The sequence below is a fragment of the Flavobacterium lipolyticum genome (assembly GCF_020905335.1).
Taxonomy (GTDB): domain Bacteria; phylum Bacteroidota; class Bacteroidia; order Flavobacteriales; family Flavobacteriaceae; genus Flavobacterium; species Flavobacterium lipolyticum.
Genome location: NZ_JAJJMN010000001.1, coordinates 720,820 through 741,411, shown reverse-complemented (window position 1 = coordinate 741,411; position 20,592 = coordinate 720,820). Strand labels below are relative to the sequence as shown.

Annotated in this window: 22 protein-coding genes; 6 read left to right on the top strand and 16 right to left on the bottom strand. The window is 35.8% G+C overall.

Annotated features, from left to right (window positions below; translation table 11 throughout):
- Positions 1-114 precede the first annotated feature (114 nt).
- Entirely contained in the window at positions 115-1,515 is a 1,401-nt protein-coding gene (locus LNQ34_RS03210; RefSeq protein WP_229998640.1) for a trypsin-like peptidase domain-containing protein, read from the bottom strand.
- Between the two features lie 140 nt (positions 1,516-1,655).
- Here LNQ34_RS03210 and dapF point away from each other — a divergent pair, with 140 nt between their 5' ends.
- The 5 genes from dapF (at position 1,656) to LNQ34_RS03185 (ending at position 5,746) form a co-directional block, all read left to right on the top strand.
- On the top strand, positions 1,656-2,438 hold the full coding sequence (dapF, locus tag LNQ34_RS03205; RefSeq protein ID WP_229998639.1) for a diaminopimelate epimerase: 783 nt from the start codon (positions 1,656-1,658) through the stop codon (positions 2,436-2,438).
- 53 nt (positions 2,439-2,491) lie between these two features.
- Positions 2,492-3,025 carry a GNAT family N-acetyltransferase gene (locus LNQ34_RS03200; protein WP_202701029.1) on the top strand — a complete coding sequence of 178 codons (534 nt, stop codon included), beginning with the start codon at positions 2,492-2,494 and terminating at the stop codon, positions 3,023-3,025.
- 10 nt (positions 3,026-3,035) lie between these two features.
- Positions 3,036-4,076, top strand: a complete 1,041-nt coding sequence (gene mltG, locus LNQ34_RS03195) for an endolytic transglycosylase MltG (RefSeq protein ID WP_229998638.1) — start codon at positions 3,036-3,038, stop codon at positions 4,074-4,076.
- A gap of 2 nt (positions 4,077-4,078) precedes the next feature.
- On the top strand, positions 4,079-4,999 hold the full coding sequence (locus LNQ34_RS03190) for a DUF2279 domain-containing protein (protein ID WP_229998637.1): 921 nt from the start codon (positions 4,079-4,081) through the stop codon (positions 4,997-4,999).
- A 99-nt stretch (positions 5,000-5,098) separates the two neighbouring features.
- Positions 5,099-5,746, top strand: a complete 648-nt coding sequence (locus LNQ34_RS03185) for a peptidoglycan-binding protein LysM (RefSeq protein ID WP_202701034.1) — start codon at positions 5,099-5,101, stop codon at positions 5,744-5,746.
- Positions 5,747-6,081: 335 nt separating this feature from the next.
- Here the strand turns inward: LNQ34_RS03185 and LNQ34_RS03180 are convergent, their stop codons facing one another.
- From LNQ34_RS03180 to dnaA, 12 genes are all read right to left on the bottom strand, one after another.
- A complete protein-coding gene (locus tag LNQ34_RS03180; protein WP_229998636.1) occupies positions 6,082-6,396 on the bottom strand; it encodes a GIY-YIG nuclease family protein in 315 nt (104 codons plus the stop codon).
- A 396-nt stretch (positions 6,397-6,792) separates the two neighbouring features.
- A complete protein-coding gene (gene scpA, locus LNQ34_RS03175; RefSeq protein ID WP_255664149.1) occupies positions 6,793-8,931 on the bottom strand; it encodes a methylmalonyl-CoA mutase in 2,139 nt (712 codons plus the stop codon).
- Between the two features lie 296 nt (positions 8,932-9,227).
- A complete protein-coding gene (locus tag LNQ34_RS03170) occupies positions 9,228-9,464 on the bottom strand; it encodes a hypothetical protein (protein WP_202701038.1) in 237 nt (78 codons plus the stop codon).
- Between the two features lie 44 nt (positions 9,465-9,508).
- Positions 9,509-10,873 carry a methylmalonyl-CoA mutase subunit beta gene (locus tag LNQ34_RS03165; RefSeq protein WP_202701040.1) on the bottom strand — a complete coding sequence of 455 codons (1,365 nt, stop codon included), beginning with the start codon at positions 10,871-10,873 and terminating at the stop codon, positions 9,509-9,511.
- Positions 10,874-10,889: 16 nt separating this feature from the next.
- Positions 10,890-11,222 carry an FtsB family cell division protein gene (locus LNQ34_RS03160; protein WP_202701042.1) on the bottom strand — a complete coding sequence of 111 codons (333 nt, stop codon included), beginning with the start codon at positions 11,220-11,222 and terminating at the stop codon, positions 10,890-10,892.
- Between the two features lie 132 nt (positions 11,223-11,354).
- Positions 11,355-11,963, bottom strand: coding sequence for a uridine kinase (gene udk / locus LNQ34_RS03155; protein ID WP_017498626.1), 609 nt, complete (start codon positions 11,961-11,963; stop codon positions 11,355-11,357).
- A gap of 218 nt (positions 11,964-12,181) precedes the next feature.
- Positions 12,182-13,063 carry an SDR family oxidoreductase gene (locus LNQ34_RS03150; protein ID WP_202701043.1) on the bottom strand — a complete coding sequence of 294 codons (882 nt, stop codon included), beginning with the start codon at positions 13,061-13,063 and terminating at the stop codon, positions 12,182-12,184.
- Positions 13,064-13,140: 77 nt separating this feature from the next.
- On the bottom strand, positions 13,141-14,268 hold the full coding sequence (locus LNQ34_RS03145; protein ID WP_229998635.1) for a methionine aminotransferase: 1,128 nt from the start codon (positions 14,266-14,268) through the stop codon (positions 13,141-13,143).
- A gap of 50 nt (positions 14,269-14,318) precedes the next feature.
- On the bottom strand, positions 14,319-14,735 hold the full coding sequence (locus LNQ34_RS03140) for an energy transducer TonB (RefSeq protein WP_202701046.1): 417 nt from the start codon (positions 14,733-14,735) through the stop codon (positions 14,319-14,321).
- A gap of 20 nt (positions 14,736-14,755) precedes the next feature.
- Positions 14,756-15,469, bottom strand: a complete 714-nt coding sequence (locus tag LNQ34_RS03135) for an SAM-dependent methyltransferase (protein ID WP_017498622.1) — start codon at positions 15,467-15,469, stop codon at positions 14,756-14,758.
- A 34-nt stretch (positions 15,470-15,503) separates the two neighbouring features.
- Complete coding sequence (locus tag LNQ34_RS03130; RefSeq protein ID WP_202701050.1) at positions 15,504-15,971, bottom strand: low molecular weight protein-tyrosine-phosphatase; 468 nt, start codon at positions 15,969-15,971, stop codon at positions 15,504-15,506.
- Between the two features lie 9 nt (positions 15,972-15,980).
- Positions 15,981-17,408 (bottom strand): chromosomal replication initiator protein DnaA, encoded by a 1,428-nt coding sequence (gene dnaA, locus LNQ34_RS03125; protein ID WP_017498620.1) that lies wholly within the window; start codon positions 17,406-17,408, stop codon positions 15,981-15,983.
- 187 nt (positions 17,409-17,595) lie between these two features.
- Between dnaA and LNQ34_RS03120 the strand changes: the two genes are divergently transcribed.
- Positions 17,596-18,000, top strand: a complete 405-nt coding sequence (locus LNQ34_RS03120) for an acyl-CoA thioesterase (protein ID WP_070907522.1) — start codon at positions 17,596-17,598, stop codon at positions 17,998-18,000.
- Between the two features lie 31 nt (positions 18,001-18,031).
- Here LNQ34_RS03120 and LNQ34_RS03115 read toward each other — a convergent pair whose 3' ends face one another.
- The 3 genes from LNQ34_RS03115 to ribD all read right to left on the bottom strand — a co-directional run bounded on the left by LNQ34_RS03115 (position 18,032) and on the right by ribD (position 20,492).
- Positions 18,032-18,664, bottom strand: coding sequence for an IMPACT family protein (locus LNQ34_RS03115; RefSeq protein WP_202701051.1), 633 nt, complete (start codon positions 18,662-18,664; stop codon positions 18,032-18,034).
- A gap of 183 nt (positions 18,665-18,847) precedes the next feature.
- On the bottom strand, positions 18,848-19,450 hold the full coding sequence (locus tag LNQ34_RS03110) for an HAD family hydrolase (protein ID WP_229998634.1): 603 nt from the start codon (positions 19,448-19,450) through the stop codon (positions 18,848-18,850).
- Positions 19,443-20,492 (bottom strand): bifunctional diaminohydroxyphosphoribosylaminopyrimidine deaminase/5-amino-6-(5-phosphoribosylamino)uracil reductase RibD, encoded by a 1,050-nt coding sequence (ribD, locus tag LNQ34_RS03105; RefSeq protein WP_230000571.1) that lies wholly within the window; start codon positions 20,490-20,492, stop codon positions 19,443-19,445. The genes LNQ34_RS03110 and ribD overlap by 8 nt, the downstream gene beginning before the upstream one ends.
- Between the last annotated feature and the right edge of the window lie 100 nt (positions 20,493-20,592).

Below are 20,592 nucleotides of genomic sequence, written 5' to 3'. Positions count from 1 at the left end.
AAAGTCATCTTATTTCTAAGATGACTTTTTTTAGGAGTTTTCAGTTTTCGGTCACAGTTTTTAGCAAAAAAAAACTGTAAACTGTGACTGAGAACTGAGACTGTAAAGAGAGAACTAAATTATAATTCTGAGAATTTCTCCCGATTTACTGATCATTTCAAGACGAACACTTTGTCCGTCATTTTTATTGTTTAAAAGTTTAGAAACAGTTTCAATGTTGGTTGCTTTTACATTATCAATACTTAAGATAATATTGCCTTGAAGTTCATTTTGATACTGCATTAAGTTTTCGTTAGTGATGCTTCTGATTTTTACACCATAATCAATTTTGAATTTCTTTTTATCTGAGGCATCGATGTTTTCCAGCTCGATTCCTTTAAATTCAGTACTGAAAAATTCATTTTTACTTAAAGTTACCGGAACTGTTTTTGTTTTTCCATCTTTAATGTAGGTCACTTTTACAACATCATTTGGACGTTTGGTGTTTATATAACCGGACAGATCTGCATAAGTGGCAATGTTCTGGTCGTCAAGTTTGATGATGATATCACCTTTACCCAATCCTGCTTTTTCGGCTCCGGAATTTTTAGAAACTTTGCTAATGTAGAAGCCTTGTGTTTCTGTAATTCCTAATTCTTTAGAAGCGGTACTGTTTAACTCACCACCTTCAACACCCAAAATACCTCTTTGTACATTTCCGAATTCCATAATGTCTTCGATTATTTTTCGGGCAATATTAGACGGAACGGCAAACGAATATCCAACATAGGAACCGGTCATAGAGGAGATCATAGTATTGATACCAATCAACTCACCTCTGGTGTTTACTAATGCACCACCACTATTTCCGGGGTTTACAGCCGCATCTGTCTGAATGAATGACTGAATTCCGTTAGTATCCAGATTTCGGGCTTTTGCCGAAACAATTCCAGCAGTAACCGTAGACGTTAAATTATACGGATTTCCTACTGCCAAAACCCACTCTCCGATTTTTACAGAATCAGAATTGGCAAAAGCAGTATAAGGCAATTTTTCATCAGTATTAATTTTCAGTAAAGCGATGTCCATTTTAGAATCGGTACCTATTAATTTAGCTTTGTATGATTTTTTATTGTTTAAAGTAATTTCGATTTCCGTAGCATCTTTAATTACGTGATTGTTGGTTACAATGTAGCCGTCTTCCGAAATAATAACTCCGGATCCGGTTCCAACCTGTTCCTGCTGTTGTTGACCTCCATAACCGTAGAAAAATTCCATCATAGGATTGCTGACGGTTCTTCGCGAGACATTTTTTACGTGAACAACAGTGTGAATGGTTTTGTCTGCAGCTGCTGTAAAATCAACCGTTTCAGCAGATAGTGCGACGTTTTTTCCAAATGAGTTCGGGGCAAGAGTAACAACAGAATTTCCTCTTCCAAAAAAAGAATTGCTGCTTTCAAATAATAATTTGTAAGCACCAAGGGTAGTTGCACCGCTAAGCAGTGAAACTAAAAATAAGGTTGAAAATCTTTTCATATTACAGTTTATATTATTGGTTATTTTAACGTAAAAATACTTCAAAAAATTATCTGAGAAAATGGTTTAACGCTCTTTAACAATGATTAACATTTCATTAATTATTTGTTCGTACTTTTGTGTCAGTTAATGTAAAAAAAATGCAAATAGAATTTTATAAATATCAGGGTACCGGGAACGATTTTGTTATGATTGACAACCGTTCAGAGTTCTTTCCAAAAGAGAATATTAAATTGATTGAACGACTGTGCGACAGACGTTTCGGGATAGGTGCTGATGGACTGATCTTGCTCGAAAATGATACTGAAACGGACTTCAGAATGGTCTATTATAATTCAGACGGAAACCAAAGTTCGATGTGCGGAAATGGTGGTCGTTGTCTGGTAGCTTTTGCCAATCAGTTGGGGGTTATTGACGACAAAACTACCTTTATTGCAACTGATGGATTGCATCATGCTTCGGTCGGAGAGGATGCTATTATTTCCTTGCAGATGATTGATGTGGATGAAGTAAAAAAATACGATTCTTATACTTTTTTAAATACAGGCTCACCACATCATGTACAGCTTGTAGAGGATTTAGAACATTATAATGTGAAAGAAAATGGTGCAGCAATTCGTTATGGCGAATTATATGGTGAAAAAGGGAGTAACGTTAATTTTGTAAAAAAAGTAGACGATAGTACTTTTTCATTGCGTACTTATGAAAGAGGTGTTGAAGATGAAACTTTGGCTTGCGGAACCGGAGCAACGGCAGTGGCAATTGCAATGAATGCTATTGGTTTGACAGATAAAACGTCAATTGATCTGAATGTTGAAGGCGGAAAATTGGTGGTTTCTTTTGATAAGTCAGACGAACATTTCACCAATGTTTTTTTAACCGGGCCAGCCAAATTTGTTTTCAAAGGAGCGATCGAAATTTAATTAGTCTAAAACGATCCAAAATCAGCAATCTAAAATCTACAATCTACAATCAAATGATAACACTCAAAGGGGACTCGATTTATCTGCGTGCATTAGAACCCAATGATCTGGAGTTTGTGTATGCCATGGAGAATGATGAGAGCATTTGGGAAGTCAGTAACACCCAAACGCCCTATAGCAGGTTTTTGATCCGCCAGTATCTCGAAAATGCACAGCAGGATATTTATGAGGCCAAGCAATTGCGTTTAGCGATCTGTCAGGATCAGGACTTTCCGGCGATTGGATTGATTGATTTGTTCGAATTTGATCCGAAAAATAACAGAGCAGGCATTGGCATTGTCATTCAAAAAGACGAAAACAGAAATCAAAAAGTTGGATCTGAGGCATTAGGGCTTTTAATTAAGTATGCATTTCACCATTTAAACTTGCATCAATTATATGCAAATATTGCTGTGGGAAACGCACCAAGTGTAGCTCTTTTTACTAAATTTGGCTTTGAGAAAATAGGAATTAAGAAAGATTGGATTTTGCTCCACAACCACTATCAGGACGAAGCAATGTTTCAGTTAATTAACAAACAAATTTAAATTTAAGACTTTGAGCATAAAAAAAATCATCACGTTAACTGCTGTTGCCGTAATTTCAGTTTTAATGGTTTACGGATTTATTTTAATTAGTAAAATCTTCAGTGCCAATACCAAATTCGAGGATAAAGAATTGTACGTGTATGTTCCGACAGGAGCGAATTATACGGATGTGAAGAAAATATTGGAGCCCTATATCAAGAATTTTGAAGATTTTGAAATGGTGGCTGACAAAAGAAGTTATCCTGAAAATGTAAAATCAGGTCGTTTTTTGCTTAAAAAAGACATGAACAATATGGATTTGGTTCGCGCTATGCGTTCTAATGTACCGGTAAAATTGGCTTTTAACAATCAGGAACGTCTGGAAAATTTTGCCGGAAGAGTGGGTTCTGAAATCGAAGCAGACAGTTTGTCGTTATTGAAAGCCTTTAGAGATCCGGAATTTTTAGCCGCAAATGGTTTTAATGAAGAGAACGTCTTCGCTATGTTTATTCCAAATACTTATGAAATTTACTGGAATACTTCTGCAGTGAAATTCCGTGATAAAATGATCAAGGAATATCATAATTTTTGGACTGCTGAGAGAATCGAAAAGGCAAAAAAACAAGGATTAACTCCGGTTCAGGTTACCATTTTAGCATCGATCGTTCATAAAGAGTCCGTAAAGAAAGATGAAAGGCCTCGTATTGCCGGTGTTTATTTGAATCGTTTGCGTTTAGAAATGCCATTACAGGCTGATCCAACGGTAATTTACGCTTTAAAACTTAGAGACAATAATTTCGATCAGGTAATCAAAAGAGTTTTTTACAACGACTTGATTATGAAATCGCCTTACAATACTTACGTGAATATCGGCCTTCCCCCAGGACCAATTGCAATGCCTGATATTACAGCCCTTGATGCTGTTTTAAACCCGGAGAAAAACGATTATATTTATTTTTGTGCGAGCGTGGAACGTTTCGGATACCATGAATTCGCTGCTACTTTGGCAGAACACAATGTAAATGCAAAAAAATATTCAGACTGGATTGCCAGTCAGGGCGTAACAAGATAGTTTTGAATTTTAAAAGCATATTTTTTTTATCGGTTTTAGGGTTTTGGAGTGTTTTTTCTGTGAACGCTCAAAGCAGGGTTGAAAGTTTTTTAACACCTGCGGATACTTTAAATAAAAAAAGACAAAATACAGTCATAATTACCGAAGCTACTCTGGCTTCGGTAACTTTACTAGGTTTGAATCAGCTTTGGTATGCTGATTATCCTCGTTCTAATTTCCACTTTATAAATGATAATAACGAATGGCTTCAGATGGATAAGGTGGGGCATATGTATTCGGCCTATCATTTAGGAAGGTTGGGTGCTGAAATGATGAAATGGAGTGGTGCTGATCAAAAAAAACAATTAATTTACGGTGCAGGTTTTGGCTTTGCCTTTCTGACGGCTGTTGAAGTATTGGATGGATTTTCATCAGAATGGGGGGCTTCTTCAGGAGATGTTATTGCTAATGCTACCGGTACTGCTTTATACGTTTCTCAGGAATTACTTTGGAAAGAACAGCGTATTGTTCCAAAATTCTCTTTTCATACTACGCAATATGCGAATTTAAGACCTAAAGTATTGGGAAGTTCGTTAAATGAACAGCTTTTGAAAGATTATAATGGGCAAACCTATTGGCTCTCTGTAAATCTTCATTCTTTCGCGAAAGAGAGTAAAATTCCAAAGTGGTTAAATGTAGCTTTTGGATATGGAGCTGACGGAATGTTAACCGGAAATTTACAAAATGATAATCCTGATTTCACACAAAACCCGAAAAGATTTCGTCAGATTTATCTTAGTTTTGACGTAAATTTGACGAAAATTGAAACAAAATCACATTTTTTAAAGACTATCTTTTCGATTTTTAACACGATAAAAATTCCGGCGCCAACTCTCGAATACTCCGCCAATAAAGGGCTTAAAGCGCATGCCTTCTATTTTTAGAAAACATTAACTTGTTGATTATCAGTATAATTTGTTTTTTATTACCTTTGCACCGTAGAAATTTCAAAAAGGTGACAGCGTTTTGAAGAAAAACAATTTATGATAAAGAAGTGGTATTTTTATGCGAGTTTGATCGTTATTATTACATTTTTGACTTTGGGTTTTAAACCCTTTAATCTGGAAACCAAACCCTGGTTTCTAATAGAAAAAACAGATGGATCTGAATACGTATTTCCATCACAGGAAGAGGATGATTATCCTATCTTACACAAATTAAACACCCCATTTACCGGAAAACGCCTTATTGGATTCAAAGAAGCTGTAGCTTTTAAAGAATCTCAAGGGAAATATCGTTTGGTAAATTCGTTAGGTTATATGGGGAAATATCAATTTGGGACTCAGGCACTGAGAGCTATTGGTGTTCAAAACAACAAAGCCTTTTTAAAAGACCCTGCCTTACAGGAAAAAGCATTTCTGGTGTTATTGTCTAAAAACAAATGGATTTTACGCAATGAGATCGAAAAGTATGAAGGGAAAATTATTAACGGAATTGAAATTACAGAGTCTGGTATTTTAGCTGCCGCTCATCTTGGTGGTGCAGGTTCAGTTAAAAACTTTTTTAAGAACAAAGGAGGCCAACACTTTAGAGATGCCTACGGAACTTCTTTAAAAAGTTACCTTAAAGCCTTTGGAGGTTATGATTTATCTTTTATTGAAGCAGATAGTAATGCTACAATACACCATTAATAAAGTGTAAACTTTATAAAGAAAACCTGCTGTAAAAAGCGGGTTTTTTTATGGCTGTTTTTAATTAGTAACGGTTATTGAGATTTTAAGATGTGAATTGCCCCTTGTGTGTCATTTCGACGAAAGAGAAATCACAAACATAGCTCGACAAAGATTGGTAGTTTCTTCGTGGAATTTCTTTGAGGAGTTTCTTTGTAGAATGGCTTGTGTGATTTGCTTCGCCTGTTCGCTATCTCTCGAGTCTCCTTCGTCGAAATGACACAATGAGTCTTAAAATGGATGGTGATTTTCTTTATAGCATGCTAGAGATCCTATTGTAAAATTTACGTTTACTATTAAAAATAATGATTAAGAAACTCAAATACTGGATTTTGTTCTTTAATTAATGCTAGTTTTTTATCTCTATTCCATTTTTTTAACTCTTTTTCTCGTGTAATAGCCTCGTGAATCCAAGTGAATTTTTCATAGTATACTAAAAATTGAATATTATATTTTGATGCAAATGTTTTTGTACCGTTTTCTATATTTTGTTTGTGCTGATGTAATCTTAGTTTTAAATTGTTAGTAACACCAATGTAAAAAGTCGAACGATGTTGGTTGGTTATAATATAGACGTAATAGGTATGAAAGCCAGATTGAGGATTGAACATAATATATTATTTTGTACGAATATACTTTGTTTTGTTGTTTGTTTTAGAAGTTTTTTTACGCTGTGTCATTTCGACGAAGGAGAAATCACATAAGAAGCTCGACAAAGATTGGTGATTTCTTCGTGGGTTTTCTTTGTAAAGTTTCTTCATAGAATGGCTTGTGTGTCATTTCGATGAAGGAGAAATCCCATAAGAAACTCGGCAAAGATTGGTTGTTTCTTCGTGGAGTTTCTTTATGGAATTTCTTTGTAGAATTACTGTTGTGATTTCTCCTTCGTCGAAATGACAATTGGGGTGTGAGAATTGGAGCCTGGCAAAGATTGAAAGTTTTTTTGTTGAGAAAAATACAGAATAAAAAAAGAGAGGCAATCGCCTCTCTCGTAATGAATTTATCTTCTAATCAATTAAAATTTCTAAGATTTTAATGGCTGCTTCGCTAATTTTTGTTCCTGGACCAAAGACAGCTACTGCTCCGGCATCAAAAAGGAATTGGTAATCCTGAGCAGGAATTACTCCTCCTACAATGACCATAATATCTTCGCGGCCGTGTTTTTTAAGTTCTTCAATCACCTGAGGGACTAAAGTTTTATGTCCTGCAGCAAGTGATGAAACCCCTAAGATGTGAACGTCATTTTCAACCGCTTGTTTGGCAGCTTCAGCCGGCGTCTGGAATAGCGGACCTATGTCTACGTCGAAACCTACATCGGCATAGCCTGTTGCAACTACTTTTGCACCTCGGTCATGTCCGTCTTGTCCCATTTTAGCAATCATAATTCTGGGACGTCTTCCTTCTTGTTTGGCAAAGGCATCTGCTAATTGTTTTGCCTTTTCGAAATTCTCGTCATTTTTTATTGCTGCACTATACACACCGCTAAAGGATTTAATTTGTGCTTTGAATCTGCCGAATACACTTTCGAGGGCATCGCTAATCTCTCCTAAAGTCGCTCTGTTTCGGGCTGCTTCAATTGCGATTGCGAGTAAGTTGCCTTCTCCGGTCTTTGCACAATGAATTAATTTTTCGAGTGATTGATTTACTTTTTCAGTATCTCTGGTTTCTTTAATTTTTTGAAGTTGATCCACTTGTTGCTTGCGAACCATTTGGTTGTCAACATCCAGAATGTGTAGAGGATCTTCTTTTTCTAATCGGAATTGATTTACACCAACAATTATATCTTGTCCGCTGTCTATTCTGGCCTGTTTTCTTGCTGCAGCTTCTTCAATTCTTAATTTCGGAATTCCCGCTTCAATAGCTTTTGTCATCCCGCCTAATTCTTCCACTTCTTCGATAAGTTTCCAGGTGCTTTTGAGAATTTCATCGGTTAAGCTTTCCACATAATAACTTCCTCCCCAGGGATCAACGGTTTTGGTAATTTTAGTTTCTTCCTGTAAAAAGATTTGAGTATTACGGGCAATTCTTGCCGAGAAGTCAGTAGGTAAAGCAATAGCTTCATCTAATGCGTTTGTGTGCAAGGACTGTGTTCCTCCAAAAGCAGCTGCTGTGGCTTCGATACAGGTTCTGGCAACATTATTAAACGGATCCTGTTCGGTTAAACTCCATCCACTAGTCTGACAATGTGTCCTCAGGGCTAAAGATTTGTCGCTTTTAGGATTGAATTGCTGCACCAGTTTTGCCCAGATCATTCGACCTGCTCTCATTTTGGCAATTTCCATAAAATGATTCATTCCGATAGCCCAAAAGAAAGACAATCGGGGAGCAAAGTCATCAATACTCATTCCGGTGGAAAGACCGGTTCTAATGTATTCCAGACCGTCGGCTAAAGTGTAGGCCAATTCGATATCGGCAGTGGCACCTGCTTCCTGCATGTGGTATCCTGAAATTGAAATAGAGTTGAATTTAGGCATTTTTTGACTCGTAAATTCGAAAATATCAGCAATGATTTTCATCGAAGGAGTCGGAGGGTAGATATAGGTGTTACGCACCATGAATTCTTTCAGAATATCGTTTTGAATGGTTCCGGATAATTTGCCAATAGCTACGCCCTGTTCTTCCGCCGCAACGATATAAAAAGCCATAATAGGTAAAACGGCTCCGTTCATAGTCATTGAAACAGACATTTCATCAAGCGGAATCTGATCGAATAGTATTTTCATGTCTTCGACAGAATCGATGGCTACTCCGGCCTTTCCAACATCACCAACTACTCTTTCATGATCGGAATCGTAACCACGATGGGTAGGTAAATCGAAGGCAATCGAAAGACCTTTTTGTCCGGCAGCCAAATTTCTTCTGTAAAAAGCATTACTCTCTTCAGCGGTCGAAAATCCTGCATATTGACGAATCGTCCACGGACGTCTTACATACATGGTAGCGTAAGGCCCGCGCAAGTTGGGTGCAAACCCGGCTCCAAAATCAAGAAATTCTAAATCTTCAAGATCCTTTTCAGAATATCTCTTTTTGAGCTCAATTCCTTCGGCCGTGGTGAAGTTGTGAGTTCCGGGTTCTGAGTTATGTGTCAGTTCGTCTAACTTTTCACGGTTAACATCTAACTTAATATGTGTAAGGTCTTTTCTCAATTGTAAAAATGTTATTTAGAATAAGTTTAATTCACTATCTCTCGATGTGTGAAAAATAGATTTAATTACGATGCTGTTTTTATAAATAGAATAATGTATCGCGTATGGAAACGTTTTTAAAAATAGGATTCGAATATTGTCATATCTAATCTGAAAAGATAATGTGTTACTTTTGAGGATTGAGATACTTTTTTTAAAAGAATCATTAAATCTGTTACCTAATTTTGGATGTATATTTTTATAATAAAGGCAAGAAGTTTTCATAATCTGCCTTTGCCTCTTCAATAATGACTATTTTATCGATCATTTTCGATTTCTTTTAAAAAATCATCAATGTCAGAGACATTATCAGGGTTTTTTAAATAGTTTTCGGTTCTTTCTCTAACCTGATCAATTTGCCATTGTGGAATTTTATAGTCATCATGCTGTACCGGTAAAATAATTACTTCAACTTCATTTGCTACAAAATCCTCCGGCAGAATTACAGTTACAGAATGATTTTTAACGGATAGTATTTGTCTGATCGCTTCCATAATTATTTTGATTTATACTCAAATATAGTTATTTGAAATTAATTTCATTCAAGCTCCAATCGCTCCTGCTCCAGTTTTTCGGCTAATCTTTTTTCTATTATTGGAGTAATTAATGTTTTTCTCGGTTTTATTTTTACGAAAGGAAACAATTCTAAATCATGTTTCATTTTGTCTTCTTTGTTCGGATGTTTGTTGGTACCTAACAGAATTTCCTTTTTTGAATCGAATAATTCCTGTTCTTTTGCAGCACTTTCCTGAATTTTCTTCTTGATCGTTCCGTCATTTAAAAGTTTTAAGAATCCTCCGTTTGCTTCAATGTCTTTAAACAACGTTAAACTTTTTTCGGCCAGCTGCATCGTCAGACTTTCAATGTAATAACTTCCGTCTGCCGGATTATCAACCTTGTCAAAGTAACTTTCGTGTTTTAAAACTAGTAATTGATTGCGGGCAATACGATCGCCAAATTCATTGTCTTTATGATACAAAGAATCGTAAGGCAGGTTGGCTACAGCATCTGCACCGCCTAAAATAGCCGACATGCATTCTGTGGTTGTGCGCAACATATTAACATTGTAATCGTAAATCGTTTTATTTCGTTTGGTAGGAGTTACTACTAAATGACATTCTAAGTCAGGGTTATATTCAGCAGCGATTAATTTGAAAAGCATGCGCAAGGCACGAAGTTTCGCAATTTCGAAGAAATAATTTGTTCCTACTGAAACTTCAAAAACAATTGGTTTTAAAGTATTCGGAAAGCGGTTCAAATATTCATTGGCATGAGCCAAACTATAAGCAATTTGCTGCGTGATAGTAGCGCCTGCATTTTGATACAAACCCGAGTCGATACTTAAAAATGAAATATTGGTTGTTGCTTTTGAAATTTTTTCCAGACCTTCAAAATTATTTTTATCTGCTGTAGAAAACCAGTTTCCTTCTCTTGCCAATTGTCCAATAGGGTCAATATTGCAGTAAAAAGTGGCCTTCTTCTGAATTGAAATCTCGTCCAATAGCTTTACGAAATCGATTGAAATGAAATTCAGATTAAAGTAAACAATTCTATTTTCTAAAGGAAGTGTCTCTAGTAATTTTTGAACATCAATGGTTTTGTCTTCAATTGTGAAACGCAGGCTTTCAGCGCCTCTTTCAATTGTATTGATGGCTCTCTGAATTGATTTGTCAATGTCATAAACAAAAATGTTCTGGCAAATTTTAAAGTTGGATACCTGAGTTTTTACCGTTGCGGCCTTTGTAAATTCATCTGTGTGGTAAAATGGTTTTACCTGAATGTCTTCAGGAGAATTCCAAATTACAGTTTGGTTGTAATCGGCTCCATCTAATTCAAACTGAATTTTTTGTTTCCATTGTTTGGATGAAATCGGACTAAAATCGTCGAACAGGGTAGTGGCCATTGTGTATTTTTTCGGGTTATTCTTTATCTTGAATGGTATCTCCTTCAAAATGTATGATGTAAATATCTTCGCTGTCTTTTTTCATAAAGTACTTTTCGCGGGCATATTTTTCAATTTGTTCAGGATTTTTGAGCTGTTTGATCTGTTCCTGATCTTTTTTTATTTCGTCCTGATAGTATTTTTTATTGTCTTGTAATTCATGAATCTGGTTGTCCAGAAAACGATGATCAAAATAAGAATAATTATCTAAGAATAACATCCATATTACAAAAAAGAGCAACACCCAAACGTATTTGTTGCCCAGGAGTTTAAACCATTTTTTGTCTCTATATGGGTTTTTTATTTTCATTTAACCGATTGCGTTTTATAATTTCGATTGATGTTTTGGTTGTGATAGAAGTGATACTCCTTTTGTGCCATTGTCAGGCACAAAAGGTGAAATGTATCTTCTAAGTTTGATGCATTAAATTTACAATAAAAATTATAAAATTCGCTGATTAATTACAGCCCGGACTACATCTATGGCCACGGTATTGTATTTGTCGTTTGGAATTATAATGTCGGCGAAAGCCTTAGAAGGTTCTATAAACTGTTCGTGCATTGGCTTTAAGGTGTTTTGATAACGTGTTAAAACCTCGTCAATATCACGTCCGCGTTCTGAAATGTCTCTTTTTAAACGACGGATTAATCTTTCGTCTGAATCGGCATGAACAAAAATTTTGATGTCAAAAAGATCACGTAACTCCGGATTGGTCAGAATTAAAATTCCCTCAACAATCATTACTTTTCTTGGGTGAGTTGAAACTGTATCATCGGTTCTGTTGTGCTGTATAAAAGAATATACAGGCTGGTCTATCGTTTCACCTGCTTTTAATGCTTTAAGGTGTTTTACCAGTAATTCAAAATCGATCGCACGCGGGTGGTCGAAATTGATTAATGCTCTTTCGTCAAATGACAAATTGTTAGTCTCTTTATAATACGAATCCTGAGAGATTACACCCACTTCTGTGTCTGGTAATTCATTCATGATTTGGTGTACTACTGTCGTTTTTCCACTTCCTGTTCCTCCTGCAAGTCCAATAATGAGCATAAAATTTGTGTTATATATTTGTTCGGCAAAAATAATAATTTAAGTGGATTCCTAATGGAATCCGAACTTTAAAATTGAATTTATGCGGATAAGTTTAACTAAGGTTTTGAAAGGATTACGAGAACTATGCAAAAAAAATCCCGATAGCAATGCCATCGGGATTTGGTGCAATCAGTATAGTTTTAATAAAATATTCTGAATTTAGTAAGCACTTGTAATTATTTATTCTTTTTTGCTTTAATCATCATTTCAAGCTGATCCCAAAGTTCTTCCGGGATTGCTTCCAGTAAATTAAATTGTCCGGCACCTTTTAACCACTCTCCACCATCAATTGTAATAACGTCTCCATTTACATAAGCTGAAAAATCTGAAACTAAATAAGCTGCCAGATTGGCCAATTCCTGATGATCGCCTACACGTTTCAATGGTACTTTTTTAGCCATATCGAATTTTTCGGCAAGATCTCCCGGTAATAATCGGTCCCAGGCTCCTTTTGTAGGGAATGGTCCCGGAGCAATCGCGTTAGAACGAATTCCGTATTTTGCCCATTCAACGGCCAAACTGCGTGTCATTGCCAGTACTCCCGCTTTTGCGGTTGCACTTGGTACTACATAGGCCGAACCTGTCCAGGCATAAGTTGTAACAATATTTAAAATCGTAGCAGAGGTTTGTTTGGTGTCAATCCAGTGTTTTCCAAATGCAAGTGTACAGTTTTTTGTACCTTTTAATACAATATCAATAACGGTATCAAAAGCATTCGCAGATAAACGTTCTGTTGGTGAGATGAAATTTCCGGCTGCATTGTTCAAAAGAACATCTACTTTTCCAAAAGTTTTTAAAACTTCCTGAAGCATGTTTTCCACTTCTTCGTAATGACGAACGTCACATTGAAGCGGTAAACATTTTCCTCCGGTTTCAGTTTCAAGTTCAGTGGCAGTGTTTTTAAGCTTTTCTAAATCTCTTGAAGTAATGGCTACCTGAGCCCCTAATTCTAAAAAGTATTTGGTCATGGCTTTTCCTAAACCGCTTCCTCCACCTGTAACAACAATGACTTTGCCTTTTAAAGCGTCATCTCTTAACATTTTATCTGTATAGCTCATATGTATTTCTTTTTATTACAATATTAATTAAATAAATAGGATGCACGCATAATAATGTTATAAAATTTTAATAAACTTTAAATATCACCTAATTTTTTTGCGGCTGCTTCCAGTGTAAAATTGTCTTTAGCAAAGCAAAAGCGGATGAGCTTTTGATCTTTGTGGTCGGAATAGAAAGTAGAAATCGGAATTGCGGCGACACCATGTTCTGTGATTAATTTTTTACAGAAAGTAACATCGTCATCGTTTGAAATATTGGCATAAGAAGCCACCTGAAAATAAGTCCCCTCGCAGGGTTTTAATTCAAATCGGCTATTTTGAAGTAGTTTTTGAAAATAATCCCTTTTTTCCTGGTAGAACTTTCCAAGTAAATTGACATCAACAATCTCCAGATATTGACTGATGGCAGCTTGTGAAATGCTGTTCACACTAAAAACCAGAAACTGATGTACTTTTTTAATTTCCTTCATTAAATGTTCCGGAGCAACGCTGTAGCCAATTTTCCATCCCGTAATATGGAATGATTTTCCAAAAGAAGAAACCATGATACAACGGTTTAAAAGAAAATCTTTGGTATGTGCCGAAATGTGTTTTTCTTCAAAAGTAATGTATTCGTAAACTTCATCAGACAGAACAAGGAGATTAGGATGTTTGGATAATAATCTCTCTAAGTGAGAAAAATCATCCTGAGTCAAAATTTTACCTGTTGGATTGTGCGGATTGTTGATGATAATCATCTTCGTTTTTGAAGAACAGGCTTTTCCTATTGTTTCCCAGTTTGGGGTATAATCATCGTTTAAAGCGACACGAACAGGTTTTGCGTTGCACAATAAAACAGGAGATTCATACGAATCATAGCTCGGATCCAGGATGATGACTTCATCACCGGTTTTAACCAAAGCCAAAATTGTAGTGAAAATTCCCTGAGTGGCTCCCGCTGTTACCAGGATTTCGGTTTCAGGTCGAATGGTTCGGCCATAGGATTTTTGAACCAATTGTGCTATTTGTTCCATCAATGGGGGAAATCCTGCCATTGGAGTATATTGATGCACGTTTTCTTTTGCTAATCTCGCAATGATATCGGTCAATCTTTCATCAACAGGGAAATTCGGGAATCCTTGCGAAAGATTTATGGCGTTGTATTCCGATGCCATTTTAGACATGACCGTAAAAATACTTGTCGTTACATTGGGAAGTTTACTCATGATAAAGTTTGATTAGGGGGAAACTTGTGAGTGATATAGGGGAATCTTGTCTAGCTTATGGTTATCGCGCCTGTATTCAAGGTTCTTACTTCTTTTTCTTTATGTTTACCGGGCTTCCATTTTGCAGCAGACTTTAAAACACGTATTGCTTCATCTCCAGTTTTAAAGCCAAGATCTCTTATGATCTTTATATCGCTAACAGAACCGTCTTTTTCGATGATAAAAGTGAAGTAGACTTTTCCTTTTAGAGTTGGTTTTTCAACGGGTTTTATAAAATTTCTGTTAAGGAAGGAAGTGAATTCAGTGACACCGCCAGGGTATTCGGGTTTTACCTCTATTCCATTGAGATCATAAATAGTATCGTCATTCGAAATTGAACTTGCTGTTGTTTTTTCAGATTCTTTATTGGTTTGCGAAAATGTAATTTGAACAAAGCAGATCAGAAGTAGAAGAAGAAACTTTTTCATTATGAATACGGTTTAATGGTTTACATTTTATGAATAATAAAAATTGTAGGGCGTTTGTCAATATCTACTTTTAGCTTTTTCCAATCAGAAACCCGCATTGTTTTAATAAATTCTGTTGGTAAAGTAATATCTGTTGCAATACAAAGATGCGTTGACGGATTTAAAATCTGTAAAAGATCTTCGATTAATTTGTTGTTTCTATACGGAGTTTCAATAAAAAGCTGTGATTGGTTTTTGTCTTGTGATAATCTTTCGAAATGACGAATTGCTGATTTTTTTTCGTCTTTATCAATAGGTAAATAGCCATTGAAAGTGAAACTTTGTCCGTTCATTCCGGATGCCATCATGGCCAATAAAATAGAAGATGGTCCCACTAAAGGTACCACCTGAATTCCTTTTTCATGTGCCAGTTTTACAATTACGGCACCGGGATCAGCAACACCGGGACAACCGGCTTCACTCATTAAACCAACGTTTTTTCCTTCTAGTAAAGGTTTGATGAAGTCTAAATGTTCGCTTGTTTCTGTGCGTTTATTAAGGGTAAAAAGAATCAGTTCGGATTGTTTTTTTTCCGGCGAGACTGCTTTTATGGATTTACGGGCCGTTTTTTCGTTTTCAACGATATAATGATCTATAAAATCGATACTTCTTTTGACAGTTTGAGGTAAAACATCCATAGGGTCGCTTTCGCCCATTGTTGTTGGAATTAAGTATAGTTTTCCCAGGAGTTTCATAGATGTCTTTTTATTTTGTTAGGAAAAGAAGAACTTATAAATGTTTTTCGATAAGTTTCTTCGAGATGATGTCGGTTACTTCGTCTAACATTTGATATACATTTTCAAATCCGTTGGTAACACCAAAGTAAGGATCCGGAACATCTACGTTTTCATCGGGAAATAATTCGTCTAAAATCAGACGGACTTTGTTTTTATGTTCTTCAGTCTGAGCCAGTTTTATAACATCGTCATAATTAGAAGAATCCATCACATAGATGTAATCAAAAGTATTGAAGTCAGCAGGTTTGAATTGTCTTCCTTTTTGGTTTCCAATGTCCAGGCCGTTTTTTTTGGCTACTGCTATAGATCGTTTATCAGGGGAGTGTCCTACATGCCAGGATCCGGTTCCGGCTGAGTCAACGATGAAATTATTTTTGGGTAATTTTGAAGCTAAAATACCTTCAGCTAAAGGGGATCTGCAAATGTTTCCCAAACAAACCATTAAAATTTTTACTGGCATGATGCGCGTTTATAGCGTTAGTTTTTTGTTGATGTCTTCGACAAATTTTTTGAATTGTTTGTCTGTAGAAACTAAATTGTCAACTGTTTTGCAAGCGTGTAATACGGTAGCGTGGTCGCGATCTCCAATTTGTGAGCCAATGTTTGCCAAAGAAGCTTTTGTAAATTTCTTTGCAAAAAACATGGCCAATTGTCTCGCCTGTACCACGTGCCTCTTTCGGGTTTTAGATTGAAGTGTTTCAACATCCAACTGGAAATAATCAGACACAATTTTTTGAATATAATCGATAGAGATTTCTCTCTTTACATTTTTAACAAATTTCTCTACAACACTTTTGGCTAACTCAATAGTAACTTCTTTTTTATTGAACGAAGACTGAGCAATTAAGGAAATAATAGCTCCCTCTAATTCTCTAACGTTACTCTTGATGTTACGTGCCACATATTCAATAATATCTTCCGGCATTTCAACACCATCACGATATAGTATGTTTTTTAAGATAGAAATACGAGTCTCGTAATCTGGTTGGTGCAGCTCGGCAGAAAGACCCCATTTGAAACGGGATAATAAACGCTGCTCGATATCCTGCATGTCAACAGGTGCCTTGTCAGAAGTAAGGATTACCTGTTTTCCGTTTTGATGTAAATAATTGAAAATATGGAAGAATACATCCTGAGTTCCTGATTTTCCGGATAAAAACTGAACGTCGTCAATAATTAAAACATCGATTAACTGATAAAAATGAATAAAATCATTACGATTGTTCTTTTTAACAGAATCAATATATTGCTGCGTGAAAATTTCGGCAGAAATGTATAAAACCGTTTTTTCAGGGTATTTGTCTTTCACTTCTACACCTATAGCATGTGCCAAGTGTGTTTTTCCTAATCCTACTCCTCCAAAGATCAATAACGGATTAAAGGAGGTTCCTCCAGGTTTGTTGGCAACTGCCATACCTGCAGAACGGGCTAAACGGTTTGAATCTCCTTCAAGGAAATTATCAAAACTGTAATTTGGATTTAACTGAGATTCAATTTTTAAATTTCGGATTCCCGGAATTACAAACGGATTCTTAAGTTCAGGATTTAGGTTTTTAAACGGAGCATCAACCTCTTGAGGTTTCATTGGAACTCTGTTGGAACTTGGCAGCTGCTCGGTAAACGGCTGTTTATTTCCATAAGTGTTCTCCATTTTAATTTTATAGAGTAACTTTGCGTTTTTTCCCAGTTCTTTGGTAAGTGCAACTTTCAATAATTTTACGTAATGCTCTTCGAGCCATTCGTAGAAAAATTTACTTGGTACTTGAATGTATAACGCGTTATCGGTTAGTTCAACTGACTTGATTGGCTCAAACCAAGTTTTGTATGCTTGATCTTGAATATTGTCCTTTATAAAAGACAAACAGTTTTCCCATACCGATTGAGCAGTTTTAGTCATAGATTCAAATAAATTTTCTTATTATTGATAAAGATTCTCCTAATAAAAAAGGAGCAGTTTTATTCCGTATTTCGGGATAACAAATATGTGAACAAATTTCTGTAAAAAAAAATATTTTGAACTCTAATTTTATAAAAAAAAGTTGTAAGTAAACTTTTTAAACTTAATTTTTTTTAATCTGAAAATAATGAAAAATCATCAAACGCAAGTGCGTGTCCGTTACTCTGAAACCGATCAAATGGGCGTTGTTTATCACGGAAATTATGTGCCCTATTTTGAGATTGGACGCGTGGAATGGCTTAGAAATAAAGGGATTTCATATAAAAGCATGGAAGAAAGCGGTATTGGATTGCCAATTGTTTCGATGCAGATAAATTATAAAAAATCGGCACGTTACGATGAGCTTCTTACTATTCATACAGCTTTCAAAAGTCAATCATCTGTTAAGATTGAATTTGATTGCGCAATCTATAATGAAGCAGATGAGTTATTAACAACTGCTGTGTTTATTTTGGTATTTATTTCGTTAAAAACGGGTCGTCCTACAGCGCCTCCAGATTATATTTTAGAATTATTTAAAACGCTGGTATAATTGTTATAATGTGTCCCCTTTTAATGTCAAATTATATAATTTTAATATCGATTTCAAACATTAAATCAAAAATGTCGAATATTGTTTCGGCATTTTTTTTTCGTGTTTTGGTTGTTATTTTGCCAATAGGGAGTCCCGAGTCTTCATTAATCTCCATTTCCTGAGCCGTAATTTCCAGTTTTTTTTCTTTTATAACCCGCATTACCCGATTCATATTTTTGTAATCAAAGGAGATTAAAAAGTGAACGTCTATTGTCTTTTCTATAATCTCGCAGGCTTCCAGTGCCATTTGTGCCGTTGTTTTGTAGGCAGTGATCAGACCGCCAACGCCTAATTTAATTCCTCCGTAAATCCGAACCACTACTACTAAAACGTTAGTTACTCCAAAAGATTGTATCTGTCCGTAAATTGGTGCGCCTGCAGTATTACTGGGTTCTCCGTCGTCATTGGCGCGGTAGGAGATTTTGGGAGCGGTTCCTAATTGGTAAGCATAACAATAGTGTACAGCATGTGGATGCTGCTTTTTTAAGTTCTCAATAATAGGTTTTACCTCGTCTTCACTTTCGATTGGATAGGCATAGCCGAAGAACTTGCTGCTTTTTTCTTTTAAAAGCACTTCTTCAGATTCAAAAGAAATGGTCTGGTACGTATCGTTAAATTCCAAAAGTAAATTTCTAAATTATAGTTAATGTTTTTTAGCCACGAATTGCGCGAATTAGCACAAAATTTTCACGCAGATTTAAAAAGATTTAAGCTGATGCTCGCAGATTATAATTAAAATTGAATCTGCTCGAGTTTTTTTAAATCTGCTTGAAAAAAAATCTGTGACGAAAAATATTCTTAATAGTTACAATATTTTTTTATCAAATAAGTCAACAACATCTTCCTGTCCAACTTGTAAATTCCAGACATGAAATCCTAGTGCTGCTGCCGAATCTGTATTTTCTTTTTTATCGTCTACAAACAAAGTTCTTTTTGGGGATAGTTCGTGTTTGTTGATGAGATATTGAAAAACTTCAGCATTTGGTTTTCGCATGCCAATTTCAAATGAAAAATAAACTTTTTCAAAGCATTGATAAAAATCACTGTAAAATGAAATGCCGGTTTTGTTCTCGAAAGTTTCAATGTGTATAGAGTCGGTATTACTCAATAGAAACAAGCGGTATTTTTGAGACAGCAGTTGTAAAAATTCCAGTCGGTATAGAGGGAAGTCTGCTAAAATGGCGTTCCATGCTTCCAGAATTTGTTCGGTAGTGGCGTTTGGAAGTTGTTTTTTAAAGCCTGTCAAAAAATCCTCAGGTGAAATGTCTCCGGTTTCAAACAGAAGATTCAATTGATCTAATTCTGCATTCCATTCTTTTAGTCCTAATTTCTGTAATCCTGAAATAGTTGCCTGTTTGTCCAGATTGATGAAAATATCTCCAAAGTCAAAAATTATAGTATCAATCATGATTTCTAATGTTTAATAATTCGTCGTCAAGAATATTGGTTTTTGTCCCGTTTTCTTTTGGAATAAGTGGTGCTTTAGTTCCGTTTTTGAAAGAGGTTTTTCCGATGAAAATGCGGGCTTCGTCCCAAATATTCTGGTCTATAAAGGATTGTAAAGTCTGAGCGCCTCCTTCGATAATAACAGACTGAATCTGATTTTGATACAAAGTAGCTACGATCTGAGGTACAATGCTATGATCAAAATCGATTACTGTAAAGGTAGTGTTTTCTGTTGAAAGGCTGGTTTCGGATTTTGTAAATACGATGGTTTTTACGCTATCGTCAAAAACAAAACTGTCTTTCGAAATGCGGTTATTTTGATCTAAAATAACCCTCACCGGATGGTTTCCTGACCAATCTCTCGTATTTAATTTCGGGTTGTCATCTATAATGGTTTGAGTTCCCGCTAAAATTGCCTGTTCTTCACTTCTCCATTTGTGAACCAATTGTCTGGAATAGGAATTGGTAATCCAAATTGGTTTTCTCTCTGTATTTTTTTGTTTTTCAGGAGATAGAAAGCCATCCTGACTTTCTGCCCATTTTAATAGTATATACGGTCTCTGCTTTTGGTGAAAAGTAAAAAAACGTTTGTTAAGTTCGTAGCATTTTTTTTCTAAAACTCCAACCGTAACATTTGCTCCGGCTGCGATTAGTTTTTTAATACCGTTTCCTGCTACTTTTTCATTGGGGTCAACAGTTCCAACAACCACATGTGGGATCTTATGCTCTATAATTAAGTCACAGCATGGGGGGGTCTTCCCAAAATGGCTGCAAGGTTCTAAACTAACGTATATCGTCGCTTTGCTTAACAGCGATTTGTCTTTTACAGAACGTACGGCATTCACCTCTGCGTGTGGTTCTCCCGCTTTTTTATGCCAACCTTCTCCGATGATTTGATTGTCGTAAACAATTACGCTTCCAACCATTGGGTTCGGATAAGTAGTCCCAAAACCGTTTTGAGCCAGTTCTATGCAGCGTTGTATGTATTTTTCATGTATATTCACCATACAAAAGTAGTTAATTTTGAGATTAGTCCCGATAGTTTTGGGGTAGTTAAGCAACTATCGAAAAAGTATTTTTACTTTTGTAATGACATTAAAGGAG

Excerpts from the sequence above, each read along its gene's own strand:
- LNQ34_RS03210 (WP_229998640.1), bottom strand. The coding sequence starts at position 1,515 with ATGAAAAGATTTTCAACCTTATTTTTAGTTTCACTGCTTAGCGGTGCA.
- dapF (WP_229998639.1), top strand. The coding sequence starts at position 1,656 with ATGCAAATAGAATTTTATAAATATCAGGGTACCGGGAACGATTTTGTT.
- LNQ34_RS03200 (WP_202701029.1), top strand. The coding sequence starts at position 2,492 with ATGATAACACTCAAAGGGGACTCGATTTATCTGCGTGCATTAGAACCC.
- LNQ34_RS03185 (WP_202701034.1), top strand. The coding sequence starts at position 5,099 with ATGATAAAGAAGTGGTATTTTTATGCGAGTTTGATCGTTATTATTACA.
- LNQ34_RS03180 (WP_229998636.1), bottom strand. The coding sequence starts at position 6,396 with ATGTTCAATCCTCAATCTGGCTTTCATACCTATTACGTCTATATTATA.
- LNQ34_RS03170 (WP_202701038.1), bottom strand. The coding sequence starts at position 9,464 with ATGGAAGCGATCAGACAAATACTATCCGTTAAAAATCATTCTGTAACT.
- LNQ34_RS03165 (WP_202701040.1), bottom strand. The coding sequence starts at position 10,873 with ATGGCCACTACCCTGTTCGACGATTTTAGTCCGATTTCATCCAAACAA.
- LNQ34_RS03160 (WP_202701042.1), bottom strand. The coding sequence starts at position 11,222 with ATGAAAATAAAAAACCCATATAGAGACAAAAAATGGTTTAAACTCCTG.
- udk (WP_017498626.1), bottom strand. The coding sequence starts at position 11,963 with ATGCTCATTATTGGACTTGCAGGAGGAACAGGAAGTGGAAAAACGACA.
- LNQ34_RS03150 (WP_202701043.1), bottom strand. The coding sequence starts at position 13,063 with ATGAGCTATACAGATAAAATGTTAAGAGATGACGCTTTAAAAGGCAAA.
- LNQ34_RS03145 (WP_229998635.1), bottom strand. The coding sequence starts at position 14,268 with ATGAGTAAACTTCCCAATGTAACGACAAGTATTTTTACGGTCATGTCT.
- LNQ34_RS03140 (WP_202701046.1), bottom strand. The coding sequence starts at position 14,735 with ATGAAAAAGTTTCTTCTTCTACTTCTGATCTGCTTTGTTCAAATTACA.
- LNQ34_RS03135 (WP_017498622.1), bottom strand. The coding sequence starts at position 15,469 with ATGAAACTCCTGGGAAAACTATACTTAATTCCAACAACAATGGGCGAA.
- LNQ34_RS03130 (WP_202701050.1), bottom strand. The coding sequence starts at position 15,971 with ATGCCAGTAAAAATTTTAATGGTTTGTTTGGGAAACATTTGCAGATCC.
- dnaA (WP_017498620.1), bottom strand. The coding sequence starts at position 17,408 with ATGACTAAAACTGCTCAATCGGTATGGGAAAACTGTTTGTCTTTTATA.
- LNQ34_RS03120 (WP_070907522.1), top strand. The coding sequence starts at position 17,596 with ATGAAAAATCATCAAACGCAAGTGCGTGTCCGTTACTCTGAAACCGAT.
- LNQ34_RS03110 (WP_229998634.1), bottom strand. The coding sequence starts at position 19,450 with ATGATTGATACTATAATTTTTGACTTTGGAGATATTTTCATCAATCTG.